At 67.4% G+C, this 22,746-nt stretch carries 19 protein-coding genes; 9 read left to right on the top strand and 10 right to left on the bottom strand.

Annotated features, from left to right (window positions below):
- Positions 1 to 47: 47 nt before the first annotated feature.
- From AC3A4Z_RS12060 to AC3A4Z_RS12050, 3 genes are read right to left on the bottom strand one after another with little or no spacing between them, the layout of a single operon-like run.
- Positions 48 to 1,586, bottom strand: coding sequence for a tripartite tricarboxylate transporter permease (locus tag AC3A4Z_RS12060; RefSeq protein WP_498711746.1), 1,539 nt, complete (start codon positions 1,584 to 1,586; stop codon positions 48 to 50).
- Complete coding sequence (locus AC3A4Z_RS12055) at positions 1,587 to 2,090, bottom strand: tripartite tricarboxylate transporter TctB family protein (RefSeq protein WP_050056551.1); 504 nt, start codon at positions 2,088 to 2,090, stop codon at positions 1,587 to 1,589.
- A complete protein-coding gene (locus tag AC3A4Z_RS12050) occupies positions 2,087 to 3,097 on the bottom strand; it encodes a Bug family tripartite tricarboxylate transporter substrate binding protein (RefSeq protein ID WP_498711745.1) in 1,011 nt (336 codons plus the stop codon). Before AC3A4Z_RS12050 ends, AC3A4Z_RS12055 begins: the two co-directional genes overlap by 4 nt.
- A gap of 296 nt (positions 3,098 to 3,393) precedes the next feature.
- Here AC3A4Z_RS12050 and AC3A4Z_RS12045 point away from each other — a divergent pair, with 296 nt between their 5' ends.
- Together AC3A4Z_RS12045 and AC3A4Z_RS12040 are read left to right on the top strand one after the other, a co-directional pair.
- Positions 3,394 to 5,010 (top strand): sensor histidine kinase, encoded by a 1,617-nt coding sequence (locus tag AC3A4Z_RS12045; protein WP_498711840.1) that lies wholly within the window; start codon positions 3,394 to 3,396, stop codon positions 5,008 to 5,010.
- Complete coding sequence (locus AC3A4Z_RS12040; protein WP_498711744.1) at positions 5,007 to 5,675, top strand: response regulator; 669 nt, start codon at positions 5,007 to 5,009, stop codon at positions 5,673 to 5,675. The genes AC3A4Z_RS12045 and AC3A4Z_RS12040 overlap by 4 nt, the downstream gene beginning before the upstream one ends.
- A gap of 30 nt (positions 5,676 to 5,705) precedes the next feature.
- On the opposite strand, the gene AC3A4Z_RS12035 is transcribed toward AC3A4Z_RS12040, so the two are convergent.
- The 3 genes from AC3A4Z_RS12035 to hutG form a co-directional block, all read right to left on the bottom strand.
- Positions 5,706 to 6,716, bottom strand: coding sequence for a cation efflux transmembrane domain-containing protein (locus AC3A4Z_RS12035; protein WP_498711743.1), 1,011 nt, complete (start codon positions 6,714 to 6,716; stop codon positions 5,706 to 5,708).
- Positions 6,713 to 7,213: an ABC transporter substrate-binding protein gene (locus tag AC3A4Z_RS12030; protein ID WP_498711742.1), complete on the bottom strand. Its 501-nt coding sequence runs from the start codon at positions 7,211 to 7,213 to the stop codon at positions 6,713 to 6,715. The genes AC3A4Z_RS12035 and AC3A4Z_RS12030 overlap by 4 nt, the downstream gene beginning before the upstream one ends.
- Before the next feature lie 98 nt (positions 7,214 to 7,311).
- Positions 7,312 to 8,265 (bottom strand): formimidoylglutamase, encoded by a 954-nt coding sequence (hutG, locus tag AC3A4Z_RS12025; RefSeq protein ID WP_498711741.1) that lies wholly within the window; start codon positions 8,263 to 8,265, stop codon positions 7,312 to 7,314.
- Positions 8,266 to 8,441: 176 nt separating this feature from the next.
- Here hutG and AC3A4Z_RS12020 point away from each other — a divergent pair, with 176 nt between their 5' ends.
- Positions 8,442 to 9,746 carry a cation:proton antiporter gene (locus tag AC3A4Z_RS12020; RefSeq protein WP_498711740.1) on the top strand — a complete coding sequence of 435 codons (1,305 nt, stop codon included), beginning with the start codon at positions 8,442 to 8,444 and terminating at the stop codon, positions 9,744 to 9,746.
- 22 nt (positions 9,747 to 9,768) lie between these two features.
- Here the strand turns inward: AC3A4Z_RS12020 and AC3A4Z_RS12015 are convergent, their stop codons facing one another.
- Positions 9,769 to 11,211, bottom strand: a complete 1,443-nt coding sequence (locus AC3A4Z_RS12015) for an NCS2 family permease (RefSeq protein ID WP_498711739.1) — start codon at positions 11,209 to 11,211, stop codon at positions 9,769 to 9,771.
- 113 nt (positions 11,212 to 11,324) lie between these two features.
- On the opposite strand from AC3A4Z_RS12015, the gene AC3A4Z_RS12010 reads away from it, so the two are divergent.
- Positions 11,325 to 11,927, top strand: coding sequence for a copper resistance CopC family protein (locus tag AC3A4Z_RS12010; RefSeq protein WP_498711738.1), 603 nt, complete (start codon positions 11,325 to 11,327; stop codon positions 11,925 to 11,927).
- A gap of 6 nt (positions 11,928 to 11,933) precedes the next feature.
- Here AC3A4Z_RS12010 and AC3A4Z_RS12005 read toward each other — a convergent pair whose 3' ends face one another.
- The gene (locus AC3A4Z_RS12005; protein WP_498711839.1) at positions 11,934 to 12,560 is read right to left on the bottom strand and encodes an FAD-dependent monooxygenase; all 627 of its coding nucleotides are present in this window, start codon (positions 12,558 to 12,560) and stop codon (positions 11,934 to 11,936) included.
- Positions 12,561 to 13,053: 493 nt separating this feature from the next.
- Here AC3A4Z_RS12005 and AC3A4Z_RS12000 point away from each other — a divergent pair, with 493 nt between their 5' ends.
- From AC3A4Z_RS12000 to AC3A4Z_RS11980, 5 genes are all read left to right on the top strand, one after another.
- Positions 13,054 to 14,091, top strand: a complete 1,038-nt coding sequence (locus AC3A4Z_RS12000) for a universal stress protein (RefSeq protein ID WP_498711737.1) — start codon at positions 13,054 to 13,056, stop codon at positions 14,089 to 14,091.
- 28 nt (positions 14,092 to 14,119) lie between these two features.
- Complete coding sequence (locus AC3A4Z_RS11995) at positions 14,120 to 16,915, top strand: PEP/pyruvate-binding domain-containing protein (protein ID WP_498711736.1); 2,796 nt, start codon at positions 14,120 to 14,122, stop codon at positions 16,913 to 16,915.
- Between the two features lie 86 nt (positions 16,916 to 17,001).
- Positions 17,002 to 18,288, top strand: coding sequence for a LolA family protein (locus AC3A4Z_RS11990; protein ID WP_498711735.1), 1,287 nt, complete (start codon positions 17,002 to 17,004; stop codon positions 18,286 to 18,288).
- Positions 18,285 to 19,274, top strand: coding sequence for an ABC transporter ATP-binding protein (locus AC3A4Z_RS11985; RefSeq protein WP_498711734.1), 990 nt, complete (start codon positions 18,285 to 18,287; stop codon positions 19,272 to 19,274). The genes AC3A4Z_RS11990 and AC3A4Z_RS11985 overlap by 4 nt, the downstream gene beginning before the upstream one ends.
- 40 nt (positions 19,275 to 19,314) lie before the next feature.
- Complete coding sequence (locus AC3A4Z_RS11980; RefSeq protein WP_498711733.1) at positions 19,315 to 20,148, top strand: ABC transporter permease; 834 nt, start codon at positions 19,315 to 19,317, stop codon at positions 20,146 to 20,148.
- Between the two features lie 36 nt (positions 20,149 to 20,184).
- Here the strand turns inward: AC3A4Z_RS11980 and AC3A4Z_RS11975 are convergent, their stop codons facing one another.
- Both AC3A4Z_RS11975 and AC3A4Z_RS11970 read right to left on the bottom strand, forming a co-directional pair.
- Positions 20,185 to 21,576 carry a C40 family peptidase gene (locus AC3A4Z_RS11975; RefSeq protein WP_498711732.1) on the bottom strand — a complete coding sequence of 464 codons (1,392 nt, stop codon included), beginning with the start codon at positions 21,574 to 21,576 and terminating at the stop codon, positions 20,185 to 20,187.
- Between the two features lie 248 nt (positions 21,577 to 21,824).
- A complete protein-coding gene (locus AC3A4Z_RS11970; protein ID WP_498711731.1) occupies positions 21,825 to 22,745 on the bottom strand; it encodes a cation diffusion facilitator family transporter in 921 nt (306 codons plus the stop codon).
- Between the last annotated feature and the right edge of the window lies 1 nt (position 22,746).

Here is a 22,746-nt window from a genome sequence, read left to right as displayed (position 1 = left end):
GGTTTTCTCTTTTCTGTAAGGCTTGATGCGTCAGGGTTGGCGGTTGTTCAGTCGCTGTAGTCGGCTGCGCCGGAATTGGCCGGAAGCAGCGGCTTGCGGGCCGCCCGGTTCCGGCGGATCAGCTTGAAGACCAGCGGCCACAGCAGGATCAGCCCCACGATGATGTAAACAACGACGGCGATCGGCTCGCTGAAGAGGCCGGCGGGGTCACCGGCGCTGAGCTGCAGCGTCTTTCGGAGCTGGCCTTCGATGCGCGGGCCAAGGATCACGCCGAGGATGAGCGGCAGCACCGGCAGCCCGAAGCGCCGCATCATGAACCCGAGTACACCGAGCACCAGCAGGATCACCAGGTCGAACGCCTGCAGGTTCACCGAGTAGGCGCCCAGCGTGGCGAAGAAGAGGATGCCCGCGTACAGGTAGGGGCGGGGGAGCTGCAGGAGCTTGGCCCACATCGGTGCCAGCGGCAGGTTGATCAGCAGGAGCAGGAGGTTGCCGATGAACAGGCTCGCGATCAGCGCCCACACCAGGGGACCCTGGCTGCTGAAGAGCTGCGGGCCCGGCTGGATGCCGTAGGAGGTGAAGGCGGCGAGCATAACGGCGGCCGTGGCGTTGGTGGGCAGGCCCAGCGCCAGCATGGGTGTCAGGGTGCCGGCGGCGGCAGCGTTGTTGGCGGCTTCCGGGCCGGCGACACCTTCGATGGCACCCTTGCCGAACTCTTCGGGGTGTTTGCTGAGGCGCTTCTCCGTGACATACGAGAGGAAGGTGGGGATCTCGGCGCCGCCTGCCGGCAGTGCGCCGAAGGGGAAGCCGAAGGCGGTACCGCGCAGCCATGGCTTCCAGGACCGCTTCCAGTCGGACTTGCCCATCCAGGGCTGCCCCACGGGAATGGCATGCAGCGGGGTGCGGCGCAAGTGGGCGGCAACCCAAAGGGCTTCACCCACCGCGAAGATGGCAACGGCCACCACCACGATGTCCAGGCCGTCCGCCAGCAGCGGCTGGCCGAACGTCAGGCGGCGCTGGCCGGTGACGGAGTCGATGCCCACCAGGCCGATGGCCAGGCCGAGCGCCAGCGAGGCGAACCCGCGGAGCCGGGACGAGCCCAGGACAGCAGTAACGGCCAGCAGGGCCAGGACCATGATGGCGAAGTAGCTGGGGGCGCCCAGGCTGACGGCGAACTGCACCACGATCGGTGCGCAGACGGCCAGGAGGGCGGTACCGATGGTGCCGGCAACGAATGAGCCGATGGCCGCCGTCGCAAGCGCCTGCGCCGCCCGGCCGGCCTTGGCCATTTTATTGCCTTCGATCGCCGTCACCACCGATGACGATTCGCCCGGTGTGTTCAGCAGGATGGAGGTGGTGGAGCCGCCGTACATGCCGCCGTAGTAGATGCCGGCGAACATAATGAAGGCGCTGGTGGGCTCCAGGGCGTAGGTGACCGGAAGCAGCAGGGCCACGGTCATGGCCGGGCCGAGGCCTGGAAGGACGCCGACGGCGGTGCCCAGGAGGACGCCGATGACGGCGTACAGGAGATTCATGGGGGTGAGGGCGGTGGCGAAACCGTCCATCAGTGAGGACCAGACGTCCATTTAGAGGATTCCTTCCAGGAGTCCGGCCGGAAGGGCGATGCCAAGGCCGAGGTAGAAGCCGTAGAAGGTCAGCAGGGCCAGGGCCACGGAGATGAGCCCGTCGCGGATGTAGTGCCTGCTCCCGAGAGCGAGGACGCAGCCCCAGAACAGGACAGTGCCGGAGATGACCCAGCCGGCCCAGTCGATGAGCAGGATGTTCAGGATAAAAGCGCCCGCCAGGGGCAGGACGGTCTTCCAGTCGGCAGGGTGTGTGAGGTCCACGTCTTCGCCGCCCTCGGCCTCGCCCTGGCCGCCGCGGAGCACGTTGATGGCCAGCAGGATGGCGCAGACCACCAGCAGGCCGGCCACGATGTAGGGAACGGTTTTGGGACCGACCGGATCGGATTGGGAGTACGGGGTAGCCAGGCGGTTGGCGTCCACGAAGACCAGGACGCCGGCCGCGCCGAGCAGGAGTGCAACTCCCAGCTCGGCGCGGCCTTTAAGGCCTGTGGTCAGGGAGCTCACGCCAACCCAAGCTTGGTGAGGACGTCCGCCACCCGCTTGTCCTGCTCGGTGAGGAAGGACTTGAACTCGTCGCCGGTGATGAAGGCGTCGGTCCAGCTGTGGGTCTTCAGCGCTTCCTTCCAGCCTGCAGTGCCGTGCATCTTCTCCAGGGCGGCAATCAGCTTTTCCTTGTCTTCGTCGCTGATGCCGGGAGGGGCCACGATGCCGCGCCAGTTGGTGAACACCAGGTCGATGTTGGATTCCTTCAGCGTGGGCGCGTCCACGCCCTCAAGGCGCTTGTCACCGCTCGTGGCCAGGACACGCACTTCGCCGGACTGGATCTGCTGCAGGTACTCGCCGGCACCGGAGGCGGCAAAGCCGAGCTTGTTGCCAAGGATCGCAGGGAGCAGGTCGCCGCCGCCGTCGTAGGCGACGTAGTTGACCTTGGTGGCGTCAATGCCCACCGCGCCTGCAAGCTGCATGGGCAGGAGATGGTCAGGGCCGCCGGGGGAGGAGCCGCCGCCCACGGAGATGGATGCGGGATCGGCCTTCCAGGCCTTGACCAGGTCATCGATGGTCTTGTACGGGGAGTCCTTGCTGACCATGATGGCGCCGGGCTCTTCGATCAGGCGGGCCAGCGGTGTGGTCTCGGTCAGCTTGGACTCTGACTTGTTGGTGTAGCTCGCGCCCACCACGCCCAGGCCCATCAGCATGGTGAGGTCCCCGTTGCCCTTCTCGTTCACCACGCGGGCCAGGCCCACGGTGCCGCCGGCGCCGGCGAGGTTGAAGACTTCGGTGTTGGTGGAGATCTTCTCGTCGTCGAGGACCTTTGCTGCTGCCCGGGCGGTGGTGTCATAACCGCCGCCGGGAGTGTTGGGGACCATGATCTGCAGGCCGGTGAGGGGTCCGGCGGCAGCGCCGGAGCTTTCCGTACCGGTGGAGCTCTTTCCGGTGGCACCGCAGCCGGTGGCCATCAGGGCGATGCCGGCAGCGACGGCGGCAATACGCAATGCGCGGATCTGGCGCATGGTGTTCCTCTTCTCATGAAAAATGATCAGCAAGACTGACTTGGTGTTTCGATGCTAGGTTCGGCGGTGATGCCGGTCACTCTTATGTACGCAGAGAAAGTTAAGTTCATTGCGTTCACGTTTCGCCGATCCCACCGCGGCTGGCGCAGTGGGGCCGAAGAGGCCCGCAGCCGTGGCTCCGGCGCTGCCTGCGGTATAGTTCCCGTACCTCCGCCCGGCGGCCAAAATGCCGCAGCCTGGCCGGAGACAGACGCTGAACCATCCAAAGGACCGCCACTGTGACTCGACGAAGAGGGATGTCCCTCGCGGGGCAATACCTCGTGCTGCAGTTGCTGATTGTGTTGGCGGTCCTGGTTGCGGTGGTTGCCATCTCCCTGGCCCAGTCCGCCGCCACGTTTGAGCGGGTGGAGGGCCGGCGCGCGCTCGCTGCGGCAGAGGCACTGGGCAACAACCCCGCTGTGCGCTCGTTGCTGCCGGACGCGCAGCCCCGGGTGGGAGCAGCCCTTCCCGCAGTGGCGGAAGCGGTGCGGACGCTGTCCGGATCGTCCCAGGTGGCGTTGGCGAAACTGGACCGCACCGTGGTGGCTTCCTCCGATCCCGGTCTGCTGGGCGGGAAGCTGGATATCGGGGCCAGTCGGGTCATGGAAGGACGCGCCTGGACCGGCGTGGTGGCAGAAAACAACGCTGCCGTCCTGTCCGCGCACGTGCCCGTCCTCGATGACGCAGGAAAAATGATCGGCATCGCCGCCATCAGCCGGAACTATCCCACCACCCTGGAACGGCTGGGGGACGCGGTTCCCAACCTGCTCACCTACCTTGGTGTAGCCAGTGTCCTCGGGGTGGCCGGTTCCCTGCTGCTGTCCCGGCGGGTTAAGCGCCAGACCCTGGGCATGGAGCCGAGTGAGATTACCGGCCTGGTGGAAAACCGGGAGGCCATGCTGCACGGGCTCAAGGAAGGGGTGGTGGCGCTCGATCCGAACGAGCGGATCACCGTCGCCAACGACAGCGCCCGGGAACTGCTGGGCCTGCCGGCGGATTGTGTGGGCAAGAAGGTCGCCTCCCTCCACGTGGACCCTGCGCTCAAGTCAGTCCTCACGCGCGAGCAGCCGGATCCGGACCAGCTGGTGCTCGTGGGGGAGCGGCTGGTGGTGGCTAACCGGGTCCCCATTCGCTCGCGTGGCCGTGACATCGGCTCAGTCACCACGCTGCGTGACAGGACCGAGCTGTCCTCCCTTGAGCGTGAGCTGGGCACCACCCGCACCGCCACGGATACCCTCCGCGCGCAGGCCCACGAGTTCGCCAACCAGCTCCACGTGATCTCCGGCCTGATCCAGATCGGCGAATACGATTCCGTGGTGCAGTTCGTCAATGGCGCCACCGTGGACCGGACCAGGCTCAACGATGAAGTCACCAGCCGCATCCAGGACCCCGCCCTCGCTGCCCTCCTGATTGCCAAATCCAGCCTCGCCACCGAACGCGGCGTGGCCCTGCAGCTGGATCCCGAGTCCGCCCTGCATCCGGTCAGCGACGAACTGTCCCGCGACCTCACTACGGTGGTGGGGAACCTCGTGGACAACGCGTTCGACGCCGTGACCGGACTTCCGGACGCTGCTGTCCGGGTGCTGGTGGAAGAGGGCAGGGACGGGCGCACCGGTGCCGGCCTGGTCACCGTTACCGTCCGTGATACCGGCCCGGGCGTCCCGGAGGAGGCGGTGGAAGAGATTTTCCGCCAAGGGTTCACCACCAAGGAGGTGGGGCCCGCGGACGGGCGCGGCTTCGGCCTGGCCCTTTCCCGCGTGGTCTGCCGGCGGTCCGGGGGCGACCTCACCGTGGCCAACAACAACGGAGCAGTATTCACGGCACGGTTCACCAGAAGTACAAGCCAGCTCAAAAGGGGTGCAACGAAGCCATGATCAAGGTGCTGATCGTTGACGACGACTTTATGGTGGCAAAGGTGCACGCCGGCTTCATCCAGCGCACGCCCGGGTTCACCGTGGTGGGTGCTGCCCATACCGGCGCCCAGGCCGTCATCGAAACGGAGCGGCTGCAGCCGGACCTGGTGCTGCTGGATATCCATCTTCCGGACATCAACGGCCTGGATCTTATGCACCAGCTGCGCGATGTTGCCCCGGAGCTGGACGTGCTGGTGATCAGTGCCGCCCGCGAGGTGGAAACCGTGCGCAAGGCGCTGCGGGGCGGGATTGTGCACTACCTGATCAAGCCGTTTTCCCAGTCTGACCTGCAGGAGCGCCTGGAGCATTACCGCAGCGCGTACCAGGGCCTGGACTCGGCCAAGGATGTGGCGGAGCAGTCGGACGTGAACCGGGTGTTCGGCCTGGACCGGACGGAGCGCCCGCTGCCCAAGGGCTGCAGCATCGAGACGCTGAAGCTGGTGGAAGCCGCGCTCAACGCCGCGGAGAGTGACCTGTCCGCGGCGGAGGTGGCCGAACAGTTGGGGACGTCCCGGGTCAGTGCCCGCCGCTACCTCGAGTACCTGCACGACGAAGGAACGCTGGACGTAAGACTGAAGTATGGGGTGGGACGCCCGGAGCGTCGCTACGTGATGAAGGGCAAGTAGTGCGGCAAGCCGCGAATGCGGCGGCAGTACCTAGCGTTCGCCTCCGGAGGTGTTGCCCGGAACGAATTCCGACGGCAGTACGGCCACCGGAACGATGACCATGTCATGGATCTTCCAGTCCATGGCAACGCAGGCTTCGCGCGCTGTTTCCAGCTGCTCGAAAGTGGGCGTCGTGCCGCTCAAGGGAACAACAAAAGACTCGGCGTGGAAGACGTGCCCCTCATCGCGGATCCTGGAGCGGGCGTCCGCAACCCAGTCAAGGTTGCGAAGGTACCCGTCCACCTGCCGGTGCAGCGGGTGCGGCTCGGCGTCGTTGTAGGTCATTGCCCGCTTATCCATGAGCGCGGAAACGGCGGCCCGCGTGTTGCGGACACCGTCGCGCAGGATACTGGCGGCGATAATCAACGCCGCCGCATAGTCGGCCCACCACAGCCCGAGCCCGATTCCGGCCACGCCGGCCACCGCGGCGACCGCTGTCATCCAGTCCGCTTTGTTCATATCCGCGTCCGCGTACAGGACTTTGTCGTGGAGTTTCCCGGCGAGCTTCATCTTGGCCCTGCCCAGGAAAACAGGAGGAGCCGCCGTCAGCAGCATGACAGCCATCATCAGCCAACCCAGCCAGACGGTGTTGCCGAAAAGTTCAACGCCGCCGATGGTGGGATGTTCCGCGGTGAGCAACCCCAGGCCGGACTCCACCAGTAGGTACGCGCCCATCGCGGTCAGGGCCACGGCAGCTACCAGGTGCGCCACACCGGTAGCGCGGTGGTAGCCGTAGGGGTGGTCCACCGAGGGCGGTTTCCGGTTGATGCGGGCTGCCACCAGGAAGGAGAGGGGCGGCAGGAAGGAAAGCAGGTCCTCGATCCATGCGGCTTTCATGGCCTGCGAGTTGCCCAGGACCAGGAAAACCATGGTGGTGGAGACCGCAAGGAACACTAAGGTGGCCCATTCGAGCCTGATGGCTTTGTGCAGCGCGTCGCGCTGTTCCGCGGGGAGTTCGGTGTGCCCGAAGCGGACGCTGCCGCTGCTCCTGACGTTTGTCATTTCTGCTCCTTCGCTGCCGTCAGGAACTGATCCAGCTCAAGCAGGAAGGCGTTTTCGCCCAGGGGCACCAGCATGACGTGTTTGTGGAGGTTGCCGCGGTCGTCGCGCGATTCAGCGTAGGGGCGGGTGATGCCGGCATGCGTCACCCATGGCGTCTTGTCGTCCAGGCCGCCGATCACCAGGTCCAGCCCGCCATGCTTGAGCTCGTCGGCCAGGACCTGCTCCGTTCCGGCCACCCACTGAACCTCTGCGCCGAGTTGCGTGGCGAAGTCGCGCACCAGCTCTGCCTCTTTTCCCTGAACATCGCTGGCGGGCACATCGCCACTGCGGACATCGCCGCTGGCGGGCCCGGCGAGCCGGACCCAGTCTCCGTTGATGCTCGCACCCACGCGCAGGGTCCCGTCCCTGGCCCTGTCGAGCGTTCCCTGGGGGTCTGCAGGGAAAGTGCTCCCACAGCCGGTGAGCAGCAGCAGGGAAGCCAGCAGCGTTCCTGCCACACATCCTCGACGGCGCATCCGGCTGTCTCCCTTCCCTCTTTATCAAAAGCCAGTATTAGAAAGCATACTTACTTATTTGAGGGCGGCGCAGCAACACGTCAGCGCAGCAGGGTGTCGATCAGCCGGGCGGCAACCTTCGCCGTCCTGCCGTCGACATCGAAGTCAGGGTTCAGCTCCGCAACATCGAGGTGCAGGAGCTTCCCGGACCGCGCCACCTGGCGGCACACGGCGCTGATGACCGGAAGCGGCACACCGTACGCAGCGGGAGCACTGACTCCGGGCGCCACTGCTGCCGGCAGCACGTCGAGGTCAATGGTCAGGTAGAGGACGTCGATGTCCGCGAGGAACCCTGCCACGAAGTCCTGCACCCGCTCCGCGCCGCAGTCCTCATCCAGCAGGTACCGTACGCCCAGCTTCTGCGCGGCGCTGAACAGCGTGCGGGTGTTGTTGGGTTCGGAGATTCCGATGACGGCGTACCGGAATTCGCGCCCGGCGGCGGCTTCCGCGCGGGCCATCTGGAGGAACGGCGTTCCGGAACTGGGTACGGGGTCGTCGCGCAGGTCGAAGTGGGCGTCGAGGTTCAGGACGCCAAGCCGCCGGCCGCCCTGGACGGCGGCGGAAGCGGCAACGCCCAAGTAGCTGGCATAGGCGGTTTCGTGGCCGCCGCCCAGCGCCACGGTGAGCTGCCCGGCGTCGAGCATCTCCTGCACAGCGCGTCCGGCGCGTTCCTGGCCGGCCTCCAGTCCGGAGCCGGACACCACCACGTCACCGGCGTCCGCGACAGGACGGTCCAGATGGAATGCCAGCGGGCCCAGCGCGGCCCGCAGTGCCGCCGGTGCGGCGGCCGCACCCGTTCGGCCCTTGTTCCGGCGGACCCCCTCGTCGCTGCAAAAGCCGAGCAGCGCAGCAGGTTGCTTTGCGGATCCAGCTGCCGCTCCGGCGTCGTGCGCTTCCACGGCCTGCCACCAGCGGCGGTGTTCGGCACCGTCGCCGTCGAACCTGCCGTTCCAGGGCTGGGGCGGGACGTCGACGGCAGGCATTGAGTCAGGCATGGTTCAAGCTCACCGCATGCCCGGGACGAAAACCAGCAACGCCGCCGTCGTGGTGTCTCGAATTCAAGAATCTGCCGGCGGAAACCGGAGGGGCTAAGGTGGAGCAATCCCTTCCGGGACCATGCATTCTTGCCGCGCCTCCAGGGCGCACTCGATCCAGGCCGGAGAACAGCACCGTGTTTGAAGCCCCCAACATCCTGTTTGCCGCTGCCGGCCTTGCCGTGTTCACCGCCGCGGTGCTCCCCAAGCTGCTGCGGAATATGCCCCTCTCCATGCCCATGGTTTTCCTTGGCGCGGGCATGGGCGCGTTCGCCCTTATTCCAACCCTTCCGGATCCGGACCCGGTGGCGCACGGCGATTTTGTCCTGCACCTCGCGGAAGTCTGCGTGATCATTTCCTTGATGGGTGCGGGGCTGGCGCTGGACCGGCCGGTGGGGCTTCGGCTGTGGTCCACCACCTGGCGGCTGCTGGGGATCGCCATGCCACTGTGCATCATCGGCTTGACTCTGCTGGGGCTGTGGTTCCTGGGACTTGGCCTGGGCGCCGCCCTGTTGGTGGCGTCCAGTCTCGCCCCGACGGACCCCGTCCTTGCCTCTGAGGTGCAGGTGGGCGAGCCGGCGGATGCCGACGGCGGCACGGACAAGGAGGACGAGGTGCGGTTTGGCCTCACCTCCGAGGCAGGCCTCAACGACGGCCTGGCGTTCCCGTTCGTGTACCTTGCCATCGCGATCAGCATTGTTGGTTCGTCCCCATCGGCATGGTTTCCCGAGTGGTTTGGCGTGGACGTGCTGTGGCGGCTCGCCATCGGGCTGCTGCTGGGATTCCTGGCCGGGAAGGTACTGGCGCGGCTCTTCTTCTCTGCCCGGGCCGAAAGCCTTCGGCTGTCCAACCACTCCGAAGGCTTTGTGGCGCTCGCGGCCACGTTCCTGGCCTACGGCGTCACCGAGATGGTTGAGGGCTACGGGTTCATCGCGGTGTTCGTCTGCGCCGTGACCATCCGCGCGGCGGAGCGCACGCACGGCTACCACCGGATCCTGCACTCGTACGTGGAGCAGCTGGAACGGCTCCTCACCGTGGTGATCCTGGTGCTGCTGGGCGGCGCCATTGCCCGCGGACTGCTGGCGGGAATCGGCTGGGCCGAGGTGCTGGTGGCGCTCGCGTTCCTGCTGGTGGTGCGGCCCCTGGCAGGGTGGCTGGGGCTGCTGGGCGGCAAGACGGGCCCGCGGGAACGGATTGCCCTCTCGTTCTTCGGGATCCGGGGGATCGGCTCGCTGTATTACCTTTCCTACGCGCTGGGCAAGGGACAGTTCGCCGGCCAGGCCGAGTGGCTGTGGGCATTCGTGGGGCTGGTGGTGGCGCTGTCGATTGTCATCCATGGCGCCACCACTTCACCGCTGATGAACCGGCTGGACAAGCTCCGCGTGCGGAGGGCCCGTGCCGTGTCCGGCGACGAGGGCCTGGCCCCCAACACGCCCGTGTAGGCCGGCTGCTGCCGCCCTACCGCTACATTCCGACGGCGGCCTCGATGGGGCCGATCGCGAAGAACAGCAGGAACGCCCCGGCTACAGCCCACATCAGCGGGTGGATGTCCTTGACCCGGCCCTGGACGGTGCGGATCAGGACGTACGCGATGAACCCGGCGCCCAGGCCGTTGGCGATGGAGTAGGTGAACGGCATCAGCGTGAAGGTCAGGAAGGCCGGGATGGCGATGCCCCAGTCCTGCCAGTCGATCTTGCCCACCTGGGACACCATCATGAAGCCCACCACTACCAGGGCAGGAGCCACGGCTTCGAAGGGCACCAGGTTGATGAGCGGGGTGAAGAACATGGCCACCAGGAACAGCAGGCCGGTGACGATCGAGGCGATACCTGTGCGGGCGCCTTCGCCGATGCCGGCGCCGGCCTCGACGTAGATCTGGTTGGAGGACACGGACGCGCCGCCGCCGGCGATCGCTCCGAGGGCGTCCACCTGAAGGACCCGGTCGACGTCGGGGATGTTGCCGTGCTCGTCCACCGTTCCGGCTTCGTTGGCCAGGCCCACCATGGTGCCCATCGCGTCGAAGAAGATGCTGAGCAGGATCACGAAGGCCAGCAGGGTGGCGGCCACGAAGCCGAGGTGCTCGAAGGCGCCGAACGGGTTGGCCTTGCCGATCAGGGACAGGTCCGGAGCGGCCCATTCGCTGAACGTGGGGGCCACCAGCGACCAGCCCTGCGGGTTGAAGGGCTTGCCGGGCTGCACGCTGGGGCCGATGTGCAGCGTCATCTCAACGATCACGGCAATCAGGGTGGAGGAGATGATGCCGATCAGGATGGCGCCCTTGACCTTCCGCACCACCAGGGCGATGGTCAGGACCAGGCCAAACACAAACACGGCCGTGGGCCAGCCCAGCAGCTTGCCCTCAAAGCCGAGGCCAACCGGGACGGTAGTGCCTGCCACGTCCGGGATGCGGCGGACAAAGCCTGCGTTGACCAGTCCGATCAGGGCAATGAACAGCCCGATGCCTACCACGATGGCGGTCTTCAGGCCTTCCGGAACCGCCTTGAACACGGCGGTGCGGAATCCGGTGAGGACCAGGATCAGCATGGTGACGCCGGACATCACTACCAGGCCCATCATGTCCGGCCAGGTCAGGCCGGGGTTCGTCGCGACGGTGACCGCCACGAAAGCGTTGACGCCCAGCCCGGTGGCCAGTGCGAAGGGGTGCTTGGCCCAGGCACCCATCAGTATGGTGAGGATGCCGGCAACAAAGGCCGTGACAGCGGCTACGGCAGGAAAGCCGAGCGTGGTGCCGCTGGAGTCCGGGCCCGAGAGGATCAGGGGGTTCAGGACCACGATGTAGCTCATGGCGAAGAAGGTGGCGAAGCCGCCGCGGATCTCGCGGGAGAGGTTGGAGCCGCGTTCGGTGATCATAAAATACCGGTCCAGGGCAGAGCCTTGCTTAAGCATTAGTCCTCCGGGGAAGTCTGTGGGGATACCTGAATCCTATGGCGGCCCCGGCGGGATGCCCGCCAATTTCGCCTAGTCTGTTAGGAAGCCAACACCAAGGGAGCAGTCCACGCATGGGTTCCATCCGCCGCCAGCTATTGAGCTTTGTGCTCGTGTCCTTCGTTTGCGCCGCCGCAGTCCTGGGCCTGGCCGGTCCGGCCGCCGCGCACGACGCCGCCGAATCCAGCAGCCCCGCACAGGGCGCCTCCGTGGCCGTAGTGCCGGAGAAGGTGTCCGTGACCTTCAACAACAACCCGCTCGGGATTGGCTCATCCTTTTCCATCAGGGACGCCGCAGGCGCGGAGTGGGCGGACGGGCCCGTGGAGATTGTGGACAACGTGGCCAGCCAGAAGCTCAAGGCCGGCGCGCCGGCGGGGCAATACACCGTTGCCTGGCGGGTGGTGAGTTCAGACTCGCACCCCATCGAGGGGACCTTCAGCTTTACGGCCGCCGCGGCTGCGGGCGGGGCTGCTCCGGCGGGTACGGCGGCGGCGGCAACAGTCCCAGCCATCGGCACCGCCCAGCCGGGACAGACAGCAGCGCCGGATTCAGCCGGCACGGGCGAGCCGTTCCAGTGGAGCATCGTGATCTTCGCCGCGGCTGCGGTGGGGCTGCTCGCCACCCTCGCCATCCTGGCCCGCCGCAGGCTCACGGCGGGCACGGACGACGATCGCTGACCGGCCCTAGCAGGGCAGGATCGCCAGGGTTCCGGTGAACGGGGACGCAACGCCGCCCGGGTGGACCTTGGCGGAGATGGCATGGCCCACCGTTTTGGCCTGGCGCAGCACTTCTTTCGGGGATGGGGTGATCAGTTCGCCCACACCCACCAGGTAGATGCCGATGGCCCGCATGGCAGCGACCACGTTGCGGCCCACCGCAATGCCGAACTCGTGGATCATCCGCCGCAACTGGCTGTGGGCGCACCGCGTCAAAACGATGTGGTCGGCAACCAGGATGCCGGTGGGGGTGTGCACTTCCCACTGCGGAACAGCTGTCCCCCCGCCCAGGCCTTCCACCATGGTCAATTGCACGGCCCTGGTGGTGTTCCGGACATCCACGTCATGGCTCGCGGCATAGTTGCGCAGGTGGCGCAGGATTTCGTTCCGTTCACGGAGGGTGACAGGGTCTGCCGCGTCGCAGCGCTGGAGGGATGCTGTGTTGGCCGGCTGCGCCGCGCCCAGGAGGTCCAGTCCGTCCACCACTATCGAATCAACCCCGCGGCGGCACAGCTCGGCAGCCACGGCCAGGCCGGACAGGCCCGTGCCAATGATCACAGTGGTGGTCTGCTCGGTCCCGGCATTCCCAGGCATGCTTGACACTACAGTTTCCCTCCTTCGAAGATTCGGCAGGTGCAGGCGTCCTCGCCCGCGCGCGTCCCGTTACCCCCAAAGTCCGGCCGCAGTGCATGGCCCGGGCAGGGCCCACTCGAATAAAAGCAGGCGTCCCGGACCAACAATGTCCTGAAGACTACAGAACAATTCCAGTGCTGGATAGCCCAATCCGGAAACATTCTCCCGCGGCTGAACGCGCTTTCCCCGACCACGCCGCAAGGGCGGGCTTGAGGGTGCTTCGTGGCACGGGAAGGTACCCTCTGGCGCCCCCCGACGGGGCCGCTGCAAACCTGTGGATAACCTGGCCCATCCGGCCCTGAACAGGCTTGCTATGGGACGGCGGACGGAGAATAGTGAGAACTGGAAGCAGGCCTTCCTTCGCAGCGGCTGCTGCTGAACGGGTGCACGGGGAAGGGTCCGGTTTCTGGCAGAATAGCCGCAACATACGGCAGTATCGCGAGGAGGCGGCCCCATGGGCGCACAAGAGTTGCATCCGGACCCGGCACGGGACAACGGTGGTGCTCCTGCCGCTCCCGACGGCATTGTTGTTGGCGTCGACGGCTCGGACCACGGCCAGTGCGCTTTGGTCTGGGCGGCCCGGGAGGCCCAGCGCCGCCGCCGCCCCCTGCACATAGTCACCGCCTATTCCGTGCCCATCTTTGCCGCCTCCGGGCTGGACGGCGGATACGCCACAGTGGACGATTCGGTGATCCGCGAGGGCGCGGAAGCAGTGGTCAAGCAGGCCTTGGAGAAGGTTTCCACTTACGACATCAACGTCAGCGCCTCCGTGGAGAACGGCGACGCCTCGGGTGTGTTGCTGGAAATGTCGCGGACGGCCGAACTCCTGGTCTTCGGCACCAGGGGCAGGGGCGGCTTCGTGGGCAGGCTGCTGGGTTCCGTCAGCAGTGCGCTGCCGGCCCATGCACAATGCCCCACCGTCACGGTGCCCCTGGTGTGTTCGGACCGCCTCGGCGAAACCACCGAGGACAAACGCGTCCGGGCCGAGCAGGCCAAGGCCGGGCACCAGCGCGTGGACAATGTGGTGGTCGTAGGCGTTGACGGCTCCGAGCAGGCCCGGGTCGCCGTCCTTGAAGCCGCGGACCAGGCCGAACGGCTGGGCGCGTCACTCCGCGTGGTGTGCGCCGTACCTCAATACAGCGGCTCACTCGCGTGGGTGCCGGCTCCCATGGACCGCAAGGCGCTCTTCGCAGACATCCAGGTGACACTGGACGCAGGTATGGCCTGGCTAAGGAACCACTACCCCAACCTTTCGGCGGAATGTGAACTGCTGGACGGCTCTCCGGTGGATGTGCTGGTGGAAGCCAGCCGCCATGTGGAACTGGTAGTGGTCGGAACGCGCGGCCGCGGCGGCTTCACGGGGATGCTCCTGGGTTCCACGTCGGACGGCGTCCTCCACCACGCGAAGGGCCCCGTGATGGTGGTCCCGGACCGTGAGGATCCGCGGCTGGCGGACCGCGCCCGGTTCGGGCCCATCCTCGGCGCAGCCTGATCCGGCCCGGCCGCTTCGGAACGCCACCATGGCTGCCGACTATCGAGGAGGGGCGGGGGACGAGCCCCGCCTGCCGGGCGGCGGGAATGGCCACACTTTGGTGGTCCGCCTCAGCCACCTCGACGGCAGCATGCTTCCGCTGGTGGGCGGCAAGGCTGCCAATCTGGGGGAACTGATATCGGCAGGACTTCCCGTGCCGGACGGGTTCTGCCTGACCACCGAGGCCTACAAAGAGGCCACGGCCGGGATCCGTGACGGCGCCCTCAGGCAGCTCGGGGACGTCCAAAGAACATCGCAGGGAACCACGGACCGGGCCGCGGAACTGGCCGCCATGGCCGGCAAGGTACGCGAAGCAATCCGCGGCATACCGGTTTCGCCGCACATCGCCGCAGCGGTGGAACAGGCCTACTCCGCGCTGGGGCATGACGTTCCTGTGGCGGTGCGCTCCTCCGCCACGGCCGAGGACCTCCCGTTCGCCAGTTTCGCCGGCCAGCAGGACACCTACCTGAATGTGATTGGGATCGAAGCGCTCGTGGAGGCAGTGCGGAACTGCTGGGCGTCCCTTTGGACCGACCGGGCTGTGGCCTACCGGGCGGCACTGGGCATCGCGCCCCACGAAGTAGCCCTCGCCGTCGTGATCCAAAGGATGGTTGACGCCGCAGCGGCGGGGGTGATGTTCACCGCCAACCCGTTGACCGGACGGCGCCGGGAGGTGGTCATTGATGCCGCTCCGGGGCTTGGCGAAGCGGTCGTCTCGGGCGCGGTCAACCCGGATCATTTCGTCGTGGACACGGCAACAAACCGGGTCCTTGACCGGAAGTTTGGCGATAAGCGCGTGGCCGTCCGGAGCCTGCCTGGCGGTGGAACCGAGACCAGAACCGTCCAGGACGGGACGGACGCTTCCAGCCTGACCGATGCGCAGGCGCTGGAGCTCGCCGCCCTTGGCCTGCAGGCCGAGCGGCATTTCGGCGCGCCGCAGGACACGGAGTGGGCCATCGACGCCGGCGGCGCGTTCTGGCTGACGCAGTCCCGGCCTGTCACCACCTTGTACCCGATACCCGAAAGCCGTTCCGCGGCGGCCGGGGGAACCAGGGTGTACCTGTGCTTCAGCCTCGCCCAAGGGCTTACCCGCCCCCTTACTCCCATGGGGCTGGCATCACTGCGGCTCATTGGCTCCTCCGTAGCCAACGCGGCGGGGTTCGACGTCCCTGACCCCCGCCGCGGGCCTTCGCCGTATGCCGAGGCGGCGCAGCGCATGTACGTCGACGTCACCACGCCGGTCCGGAGTACGGTTGGCCGCCGCATCCTGCCGCGCGTGTTCGACGTTATGGAGGCCCGCTCCGCCATGGTGCTGCGCCAGATTTTTGCGGACCCCCGGTTTTCGGTGACCCGGAAGACTCCGTTTGGACTGCTGCGCCACGTCCTGCCCGCCGCGGTGCGCGCCAGGGCTCCGGAAACGCTGCTCCGCGGGGTGTTGATGCCCAGGTCGGCCCTCCGCCGCCTCGATCGTTTCACCCGGCAGTTTACGGACAACCTGGAGCTGGGGGCAGGAGCGGGCCCCGTTGAACGGCTGGACCACGCCGAGCGGCTCCTTGGCAGCCGGCTTTTTACGATTGTTCCGGCCATCCTGCCCCTGCCGGCCTTGGCCTTTGCGTCGCTGTGGGCGGTGGGAAAGCTACTGGGCGGCCCGGGCCGGGGAGAAGAGCTGCAGAAAGTGCTCCGGGGCCTGCCGCAGAATGTGACCACAGAGATGGACCTCGATTTGTGGCGCCTCGCGTCGGCAATGAAGGACGACAGGGAATCGCGCGAGGCCCTCGAGACGCGCGAGCCGTCCCGGCTTGCGGCGGAGTTCAGCGGCGGTAACCTGCCTCCCGTGCTGCATGCCGGCCTGACCCGCTTCCTGGAGAGGTACGGCCACCGTGCTGTAGCCGAGATTGATGTGGGGATGCCGCGCTGGCAGGACGAGCCCGCGTATATCCTGGGCGTCCTGGCCAACTACCTCCGCCTGGAGGATCCCGCCATGGCCCCGGACGCGCAGTTCAGCCGGGCCGAGGCGGAGGCAGAAGCGGCTGTGGGCCGGCTTGTAGCCGAGGCGCGCCGGCGCGGCAGGGTGCGGGGCCTGCTGGTAGGCGCCGCACTGGAACGCACCAGGTTGTTCGCCGGTTTGCGGGAACTGCCCAAGTACCAGCTGGTCCTGGGACTTGCTGAAGTGCGGAAACAACTTGCGCTCGTGGGAGCCGCATTGGCCGCCGACGGCCGGCTCGAGAGCGGGGAGGACGTCTTCTTCCTCGACTTTGATGAGCTCCGGCAGGCACTGGGCGGCAGTGGCGGCACGAGTGCCGGCACCAGTGCGGGCGGGGCCGGCCGGCACCGCAACCTGCGTGAACTGGTGATGGAGCGGCGGGCCGCGTACTCCAGCGAATTGGGCAGGCGCCACATCCCCCGGGTCCTGCTCTCGGACGGCACCGAGCCGGAAGTGCTCTCCGCACGCGGTGCTGCGGCGGCGGATGGGGCCCTGACCGGCAGCCCCGCCTCAGCCGGGTCCGTCACAGCTCCGGCGCGGGTCATCCTTGATCCGGTCGGGGCCCATCTCGAACCGGGGGAGATCCTGGTGGCGCCGTCCACCGATCCCGGCTGGACGCCTTTGTTCCTGACTGCAGGCGGCCTGGTCATGGAGATGGGCGGGCCCAATTCCCATGGTGCCGTAGTGGCAAGGGAATATGGCATTCCGGCCGTGGTGGGGGTTCCTGAAGCCACCCTCCGGCTGACCACGGGACAACAGATAACGGTCGATGGCGGCGCGGGAACCGTGCTTCCCGCCTAGCCCCTCTCGGTTGCCCCGGCAGGTGTAGGGCGCGCCGCCGAGGCGTACCCTTGGACTATGGGCTCCAACGACGGAGACTGCCGGCGATGAACCGGAGTATCAGCAACCGGACAAGCCACGGGACCAACGAATTGGCCAGCAACAGGGCCAGGGACCGCGGCCTGAAGCACGCCATGGGCAGGCCGTGGCTGCGCTGGGTTCCCGCGGTGGCGGTACCTGCTGTGATCGCCGCCGGGGCACTGGCGGGAACCATCCCCGCACGCGCCGGCGACCCCCTGCCGGCCAAGACCCCGGCCGAAGTCATGGCCCTCCTCGCCTCGCACAAAACGCACACGTTCTCGGGCACCATCGAACAGGTCTCGGAGCTGGGGCTGCCGGAGCTGCCGGCAACGCCGCCTGCTTCCGGCCCGGCATCCCCTGACGGCGTGGCTTCGCTGATGGAGTTCCTCAGCGGCGAGCACACCGCACGGGTGTTTATGGACGGCACCACCAAGGCGCGCATCCAGGTAGTGGACCGGCTCGCGGAACGGGACATCATCCGCCACGGCAACGACGTCTGGTTCTACTCGTCCAAGGACAACTCCACGGCGCACCTGACGCTGCCGGCCTACGCCCGCGATCTGCCGCTGGCGGACCCGTCCCAGGCAGGGCCCCTGACCGACCCGGGCGCCATCGGAACGCCTCCGGCGGACGGACACCATAACCACATGAAGGTTCCGCCCACGCCTGAGGAGCTGGCGGAGAAATTCCTGGCAGCAGCGGACAGCACCACCGCGGTAACTGTGGGTCCCGACGTTGAAACCGCCGGCCGCCGTGCGTACAGCCTGGTGCTGGAACCCCGCACTGACGGCACGCTCGTGGGAAAGATAGCAGTCGCCGTCGACGCGGAGAACGGCATGCCGCTCTCCGTCAAGGTCACTGCACGCGGCGCTGCCGGGCCTGCCTTCAGCACCGGATTCACCAGCCTTTCCCTGGAAGCGCCGGAGGCGGCACTGTTCAACTTCTCCCCGCCGGCGGGCAGTACCGTGAAGGAACTGCAGCTCCACCATCCGGCCCGAGCAGGGTTCCCCGAAACGCCCGGAACGTACATCACTCCTGACGGCCTGGGCAGGAACGTCCAGGAGAACGCCCGGCACTACCTGTCCGGCTCCGGCTGGGAGACAGTAGCGGAAGTCCCTGCGGACAGCGGCGCCGGGTCCGCCCTCAGCGCCTTGCTGACCCGCAACCCGCTGCTGGCCCAGGCTGCTGCCGCCGTTCCTGGCGGCCGGCTGATTTCCACCGCACTGTTCAACATCCTGCTTACCGACGACGGCCGGATCTTCGCGGGCATGGTCCCGCCGGAGAGGCTGCAAGCCGCTTCCACGGCTCCGTGACTGCGGCTGCGCAGGGCTCCGGGTCCTGGACGTCCGGGCTGACCATCCAGACGCAGGGGCTGACCAAGCGGTTCGGGCAGCAGCTGGCCGTGGACGGCCTGGACCTTGCGGTGCCGCAAGGCGCGGTCTTTGGTTTCCTGGGCCCCAACGGCTCGGGCAAGACCACCACCATCCGGATGCTGCTGGGCCTCGCCGCGGCTTCCGCCGGAAGTGTCAGGCTGCTGGGGATGGACATGCCGGGCCGGTTCCAGGAAGTCCTTCCGCGTGTGGGCGCACTGGTGGAGGGCCCGGCCTTTTATCCGTTCCTCTCCGGCACTGCCAACCTGCACCGCCTCGACGCTGCCACCCGGCATGCAGCCCCCGCCACCCGGAAGGCGCGGGTAAACCAGGCGCTGGAACGGGTAGGGCTCGGACATGCCGCAGGCAAGCGGGTCCACGCCTATTCCCTCGGCATGAAGCAGCGGCTGGGCATCGCGAACGCCCTGCTCTCGCCCCGCGAACTGCTGGTCCTGGACGAGCCCACCAACGGGCTGGACCTGCAAGGGACCCGGGAAGTGCGCAACCTCGTCCGTTCCCTCGCGGCGGACGGAACCACCGTTTTTGTGTCCAGCCACCTGCTGGCTGAGGTGGAACAGATCTGTACCCACGCGGCCGTGATGAGCGCGGGCCGGCTGGTGGCACAGGGTCCGCTGGCGGAGCTGCGGCGGTCCGGCACGGCACGCATCCGCCTCGTTACGCCTGACGCCGGCGCAGCATTGACAGTCCTTGCCCGGTTGGGGCTGGTGCCGGAGGAAACAGCAGGGCAGCCGGAGGGCCAGGTGCTGACGGCGGCACTGGACACTTCCCGGGGAAACACCGCGCCGGAGGACATTGTGGCCGCCCTCGTGCAGGCCGGAGTCCGGGTCCGGGGGTTCGCTGTGGAACGTGAAAGCCTTGAGGACAGGTTCGTCGCCTTGACGGGGGAGGGGTTTGACGTTGCCCAGTAGCGCACATTCGGAAAGCGCCGGATTAGCCAGACCGACGGCGGTGGCGGCGAGGCCGCGCGGAACGGGCCTTTCCCTCCTGCGCTCGGAACTCCGGGTGCTGTTTGGGCGCCGACGCACCTGGGCGCTGCTGCTGGCGCTCGCCGCGATCCCCGTGCTGATTGCGGTTGCCGTCCGGATCTCGTCGGCGGTTCCTGCCGGGCGGGGGCCGGCATTCCTGGACCGGATCACGCAGAACGGCCTGTTCGTTGCCTTTACCGCCATGCTGGTGTCCGTTCCCCTGTTCCTGCCACTCACGGTGGGGGTGGTGGCAGGGGACACCATCGCGGGGGAAGCCAACATGGGAACGCTGCGGTACCTGCTGGTTGCCCCGACGGGCCGGGTACGGCTGCTCCTGGTGAAGTACGCCGCGGCGCTGGCCTTCTGCCTCGCCGCGCCCCTCACGGTTGGACTGGCCGGAGCAGCGATCGGGGCAGCGCTTTTCCCGGTCGGCCCCGTGACGCTGCTGTCCGGAGACGTCATTGAGCCTCCGGAAGCGGCGCTGCGCATCCTGCTGATCGCCGCGTACCTGTCCGTGTCCCTGGCCGGGCTTTCCGCCGTGGGCCTGTTCCTGTCCACGCTCACGGTGGTCCCCGTGGGTGCCATGGCCGCCACAGTGGTGGTCTCGGTGGTGTCCCAGGTCCTCGACCAGTTGCCGCAGCTGGAGTGGCTGCACCCCTGGCTTTTCAGCCACTACTGGTTGGGATTCGGGGATCTGCTCCGCCAGCCTGTGCTGTGGGATTCGTTTACGGACAACGCGTGGCTCCAAGGAGGCTACGTGGCCGTGTTCGGAGCGCTCGCTTACGGGCGGTTTGTCACCAAGGACGTCCTGAGCTGACGTTCGCCCGGCGGACTGTCCCGATGGCAGGCAGGGTCAGTAGCGGGCCGCATAGCCATAAAGTTCCATGCCGGCCATGGCGCTCAGCGGCGTTACTCCGATGCCTTCCTGCGGGTTGAGTGCCTGCACCACCTGGCCGTTGCCGAGGTAGATGGCAACGTGGTAGAAGTTCGACGGCGATCCCCAAACCAGCAGGTCACCCCGCCGGGCCTGTGAGATGGGAACGTGGACCGGCGCGGCAGCATACTGCTGGCCGGCGGTGCGCGGGAGGTACTTTCCGGCCGCAGCAAAGGATGTCTGCACCAGGCCCGAACAGTCGAAACCGTAGGGCCCGGTGCCGCCGTACTGGTAGTAGTAGGGCGCGCCCACCTTGCTGAGGGCTACCGAAATGGCGGCCTCGTAGGTTCCGCCGCCGGTTGAGGGGGCAGGGACAGGAGCAGGCGCAGGAGCAGGCGCGGGCGCGGGTGCTGGCGCGGCCGGGGCAGGCGGTGCAGGCGCCGCGGGTGCTCGAACCGGTGCAGGGGCTGCAACAGCCGGAGCGGGAGCCGCAGCGGCAGGCGCTGCCGCGGCGGGAGTGTCAGCCGGGGCGGCCGGCTGCTCCCGGGCAGCCCGCTCTGCAGCTGCAAAAGCCGCCGCCAGCCGGGCTTCTTCCCGTTGCCGGTCGAGTGCATCCACGCGCGCCGATTCGAGTGCCGCCGTGGTGTTCCGGAGTTCGGCCAGCTGGTCCACCAGGACGGCGCGCTGGACCTTGGCATCCGTCACCGTTTTGGCCACGGCTGCGTTGGCCTCCTCGGCCCTGACTTTCCGTGCTTCGGCTGTACGCGCCGCGTCGTCGGCCGCCCTGGTGGCATCCTCCGCCGCCGCGGTCAGCGAGATTGATGATTGGGCGGCAGCATCGGCGGCCTCGAATGTCCGGCTCCGGCTGGCAGAAATGGCCTGGAGGGTTGCGGCCTGCTGAAGGGTTTCCCCGTTACCGCTGACGAAGGTGCCCAGGGAGGGGTTCAGCCCGCCGTTGCGGTAGAGGTCGCCCGCGAGCTGTCCCACCTGTTTCCTGGTTTTGTCCTGCTGCTCCCTGGCAGTTGCAGCTTTCGCTGACGCAACTGCCGCCGCTGATGAGCGCTGCTCCAGCTCCACCACGGCCTCGCTGTAGGCGTTGTTGGCCTGCATGGCCGCCGCGAAGGCAGCCTGCTGGGCGCTCGCCGCGGCCTCCAGGATGCGCTCGATGTTGGCCACCTGGTCCGCTGTGGCGGCCTCGTTGGCTTTGGCCGCGGCAATGTCCTCCGGCGAAGGTATTTCCGGAGCGGCAGGAACGGCAACGGCCGGGGACAGCGGCGCGGAAACCGCCGCTGCCGGCGTCGCCAGTGCCGTGACCAGTACGACGGCGGCAGTCAGGAGGGCAGCCTTGCGGCCGGATCCAGTCAAAACCATCTGTTGAAACCTCGAAACGGTAGGGCCGGGAGGTCCTGACCGCGGCAGGGCTATGCCCTTGGCCTGCTCCCCAGCAGTCCGAGGCTACGTGACTTACTGCACTTTGGCAACAAGAGTCACGTCAGTAACACTAACCACAAGGAGGCATTCAGTTTTGCAGGTGGGCACGGCGTGTCGCGAGGGCGGGTCGCTGCCCCGAAAGCGCCCGGAGGCTCCAACGGCGGGACGAGCCGAAAAAACAAGCCGGTCTATGCGTGTTGGTGGGCTTCGTGTTCGGAGTGGGTGGCCGGTTCCAGCTGGAAGGTGCAGTGGTCCGTATCAAAGTGCGAGCCCAGGCAGGTGACCAGCTTGTCCAGCAACTGGTCCGCGCCCCGGGCGGTCAGCACACCGTCCTCCACCACCACGTGGGCGGAAAAGACGGGGACGCCGGAGGTGATGGTCCAGATGTGGATATCGTGCACGTCCGAGACGCCCTCGACCGAAAGGATGTGTTCCCGGATCATCTGGACTTCCACACCCTTCGGGCTGGCTTCCAGCAGCACGTCCACAACATCGCGCAGCAAGGTCCAGGCGCGGGGGAGGATCAGCACGGCGATCAGCACCGAGGCGATCGTATCCGCGGCCTGGAACCCGGTGGCCATGATCACCACGGCAGCGGCGATCACGGCGAAGGAGCCCAGCAGGTCGCCCAGGACTTCGAGGTAGGCGCCCCGGACATTGAGGCTTTCCCGGTGCCCGCCCCGCAGGATCAGCAGTGACACCAGGTTCGCAGCGGCACCCAGGATGGCGGCGAAAAGCATGATATCCGTCTGGACTTCGGGTGCTGCCCCGATCCGCCGGATGGCTTCAGTGAAGATCACCACGGAGATCACGATCAGGATCAGGGCGTTGGCCAGGGCGGCGAGCACTTCAGCGCGCTGGTACCCGTAGGTCCGCTGGTCGCTCGCGGGTTGGCCGGCGATCCAGGCGGCGAGCAGCGCGATGGTCACCCCGGCAGCGTCCGAGAGCATGTGCCCGGCGTCAGCCAGCAGTGACAGCGACCCCGAGAGGGCGGCACCCGCCACCTGGACCAGCACCACGGCCAGCGTGATGGCGAGGACGGTCACCAGCCGGTTGCGGTGCCGGCCTGTTGCGGTGACGCCATGCGTGTGGCTGTGGTTGTGTCCCATG

The sequence above is a fragment of the Arthrobacter sp. Soil_C_49 genome, assembly GCF_057656635.1.
This window is presented reverse-complemented; position numbering and strand designations above follow the sequence as displayed.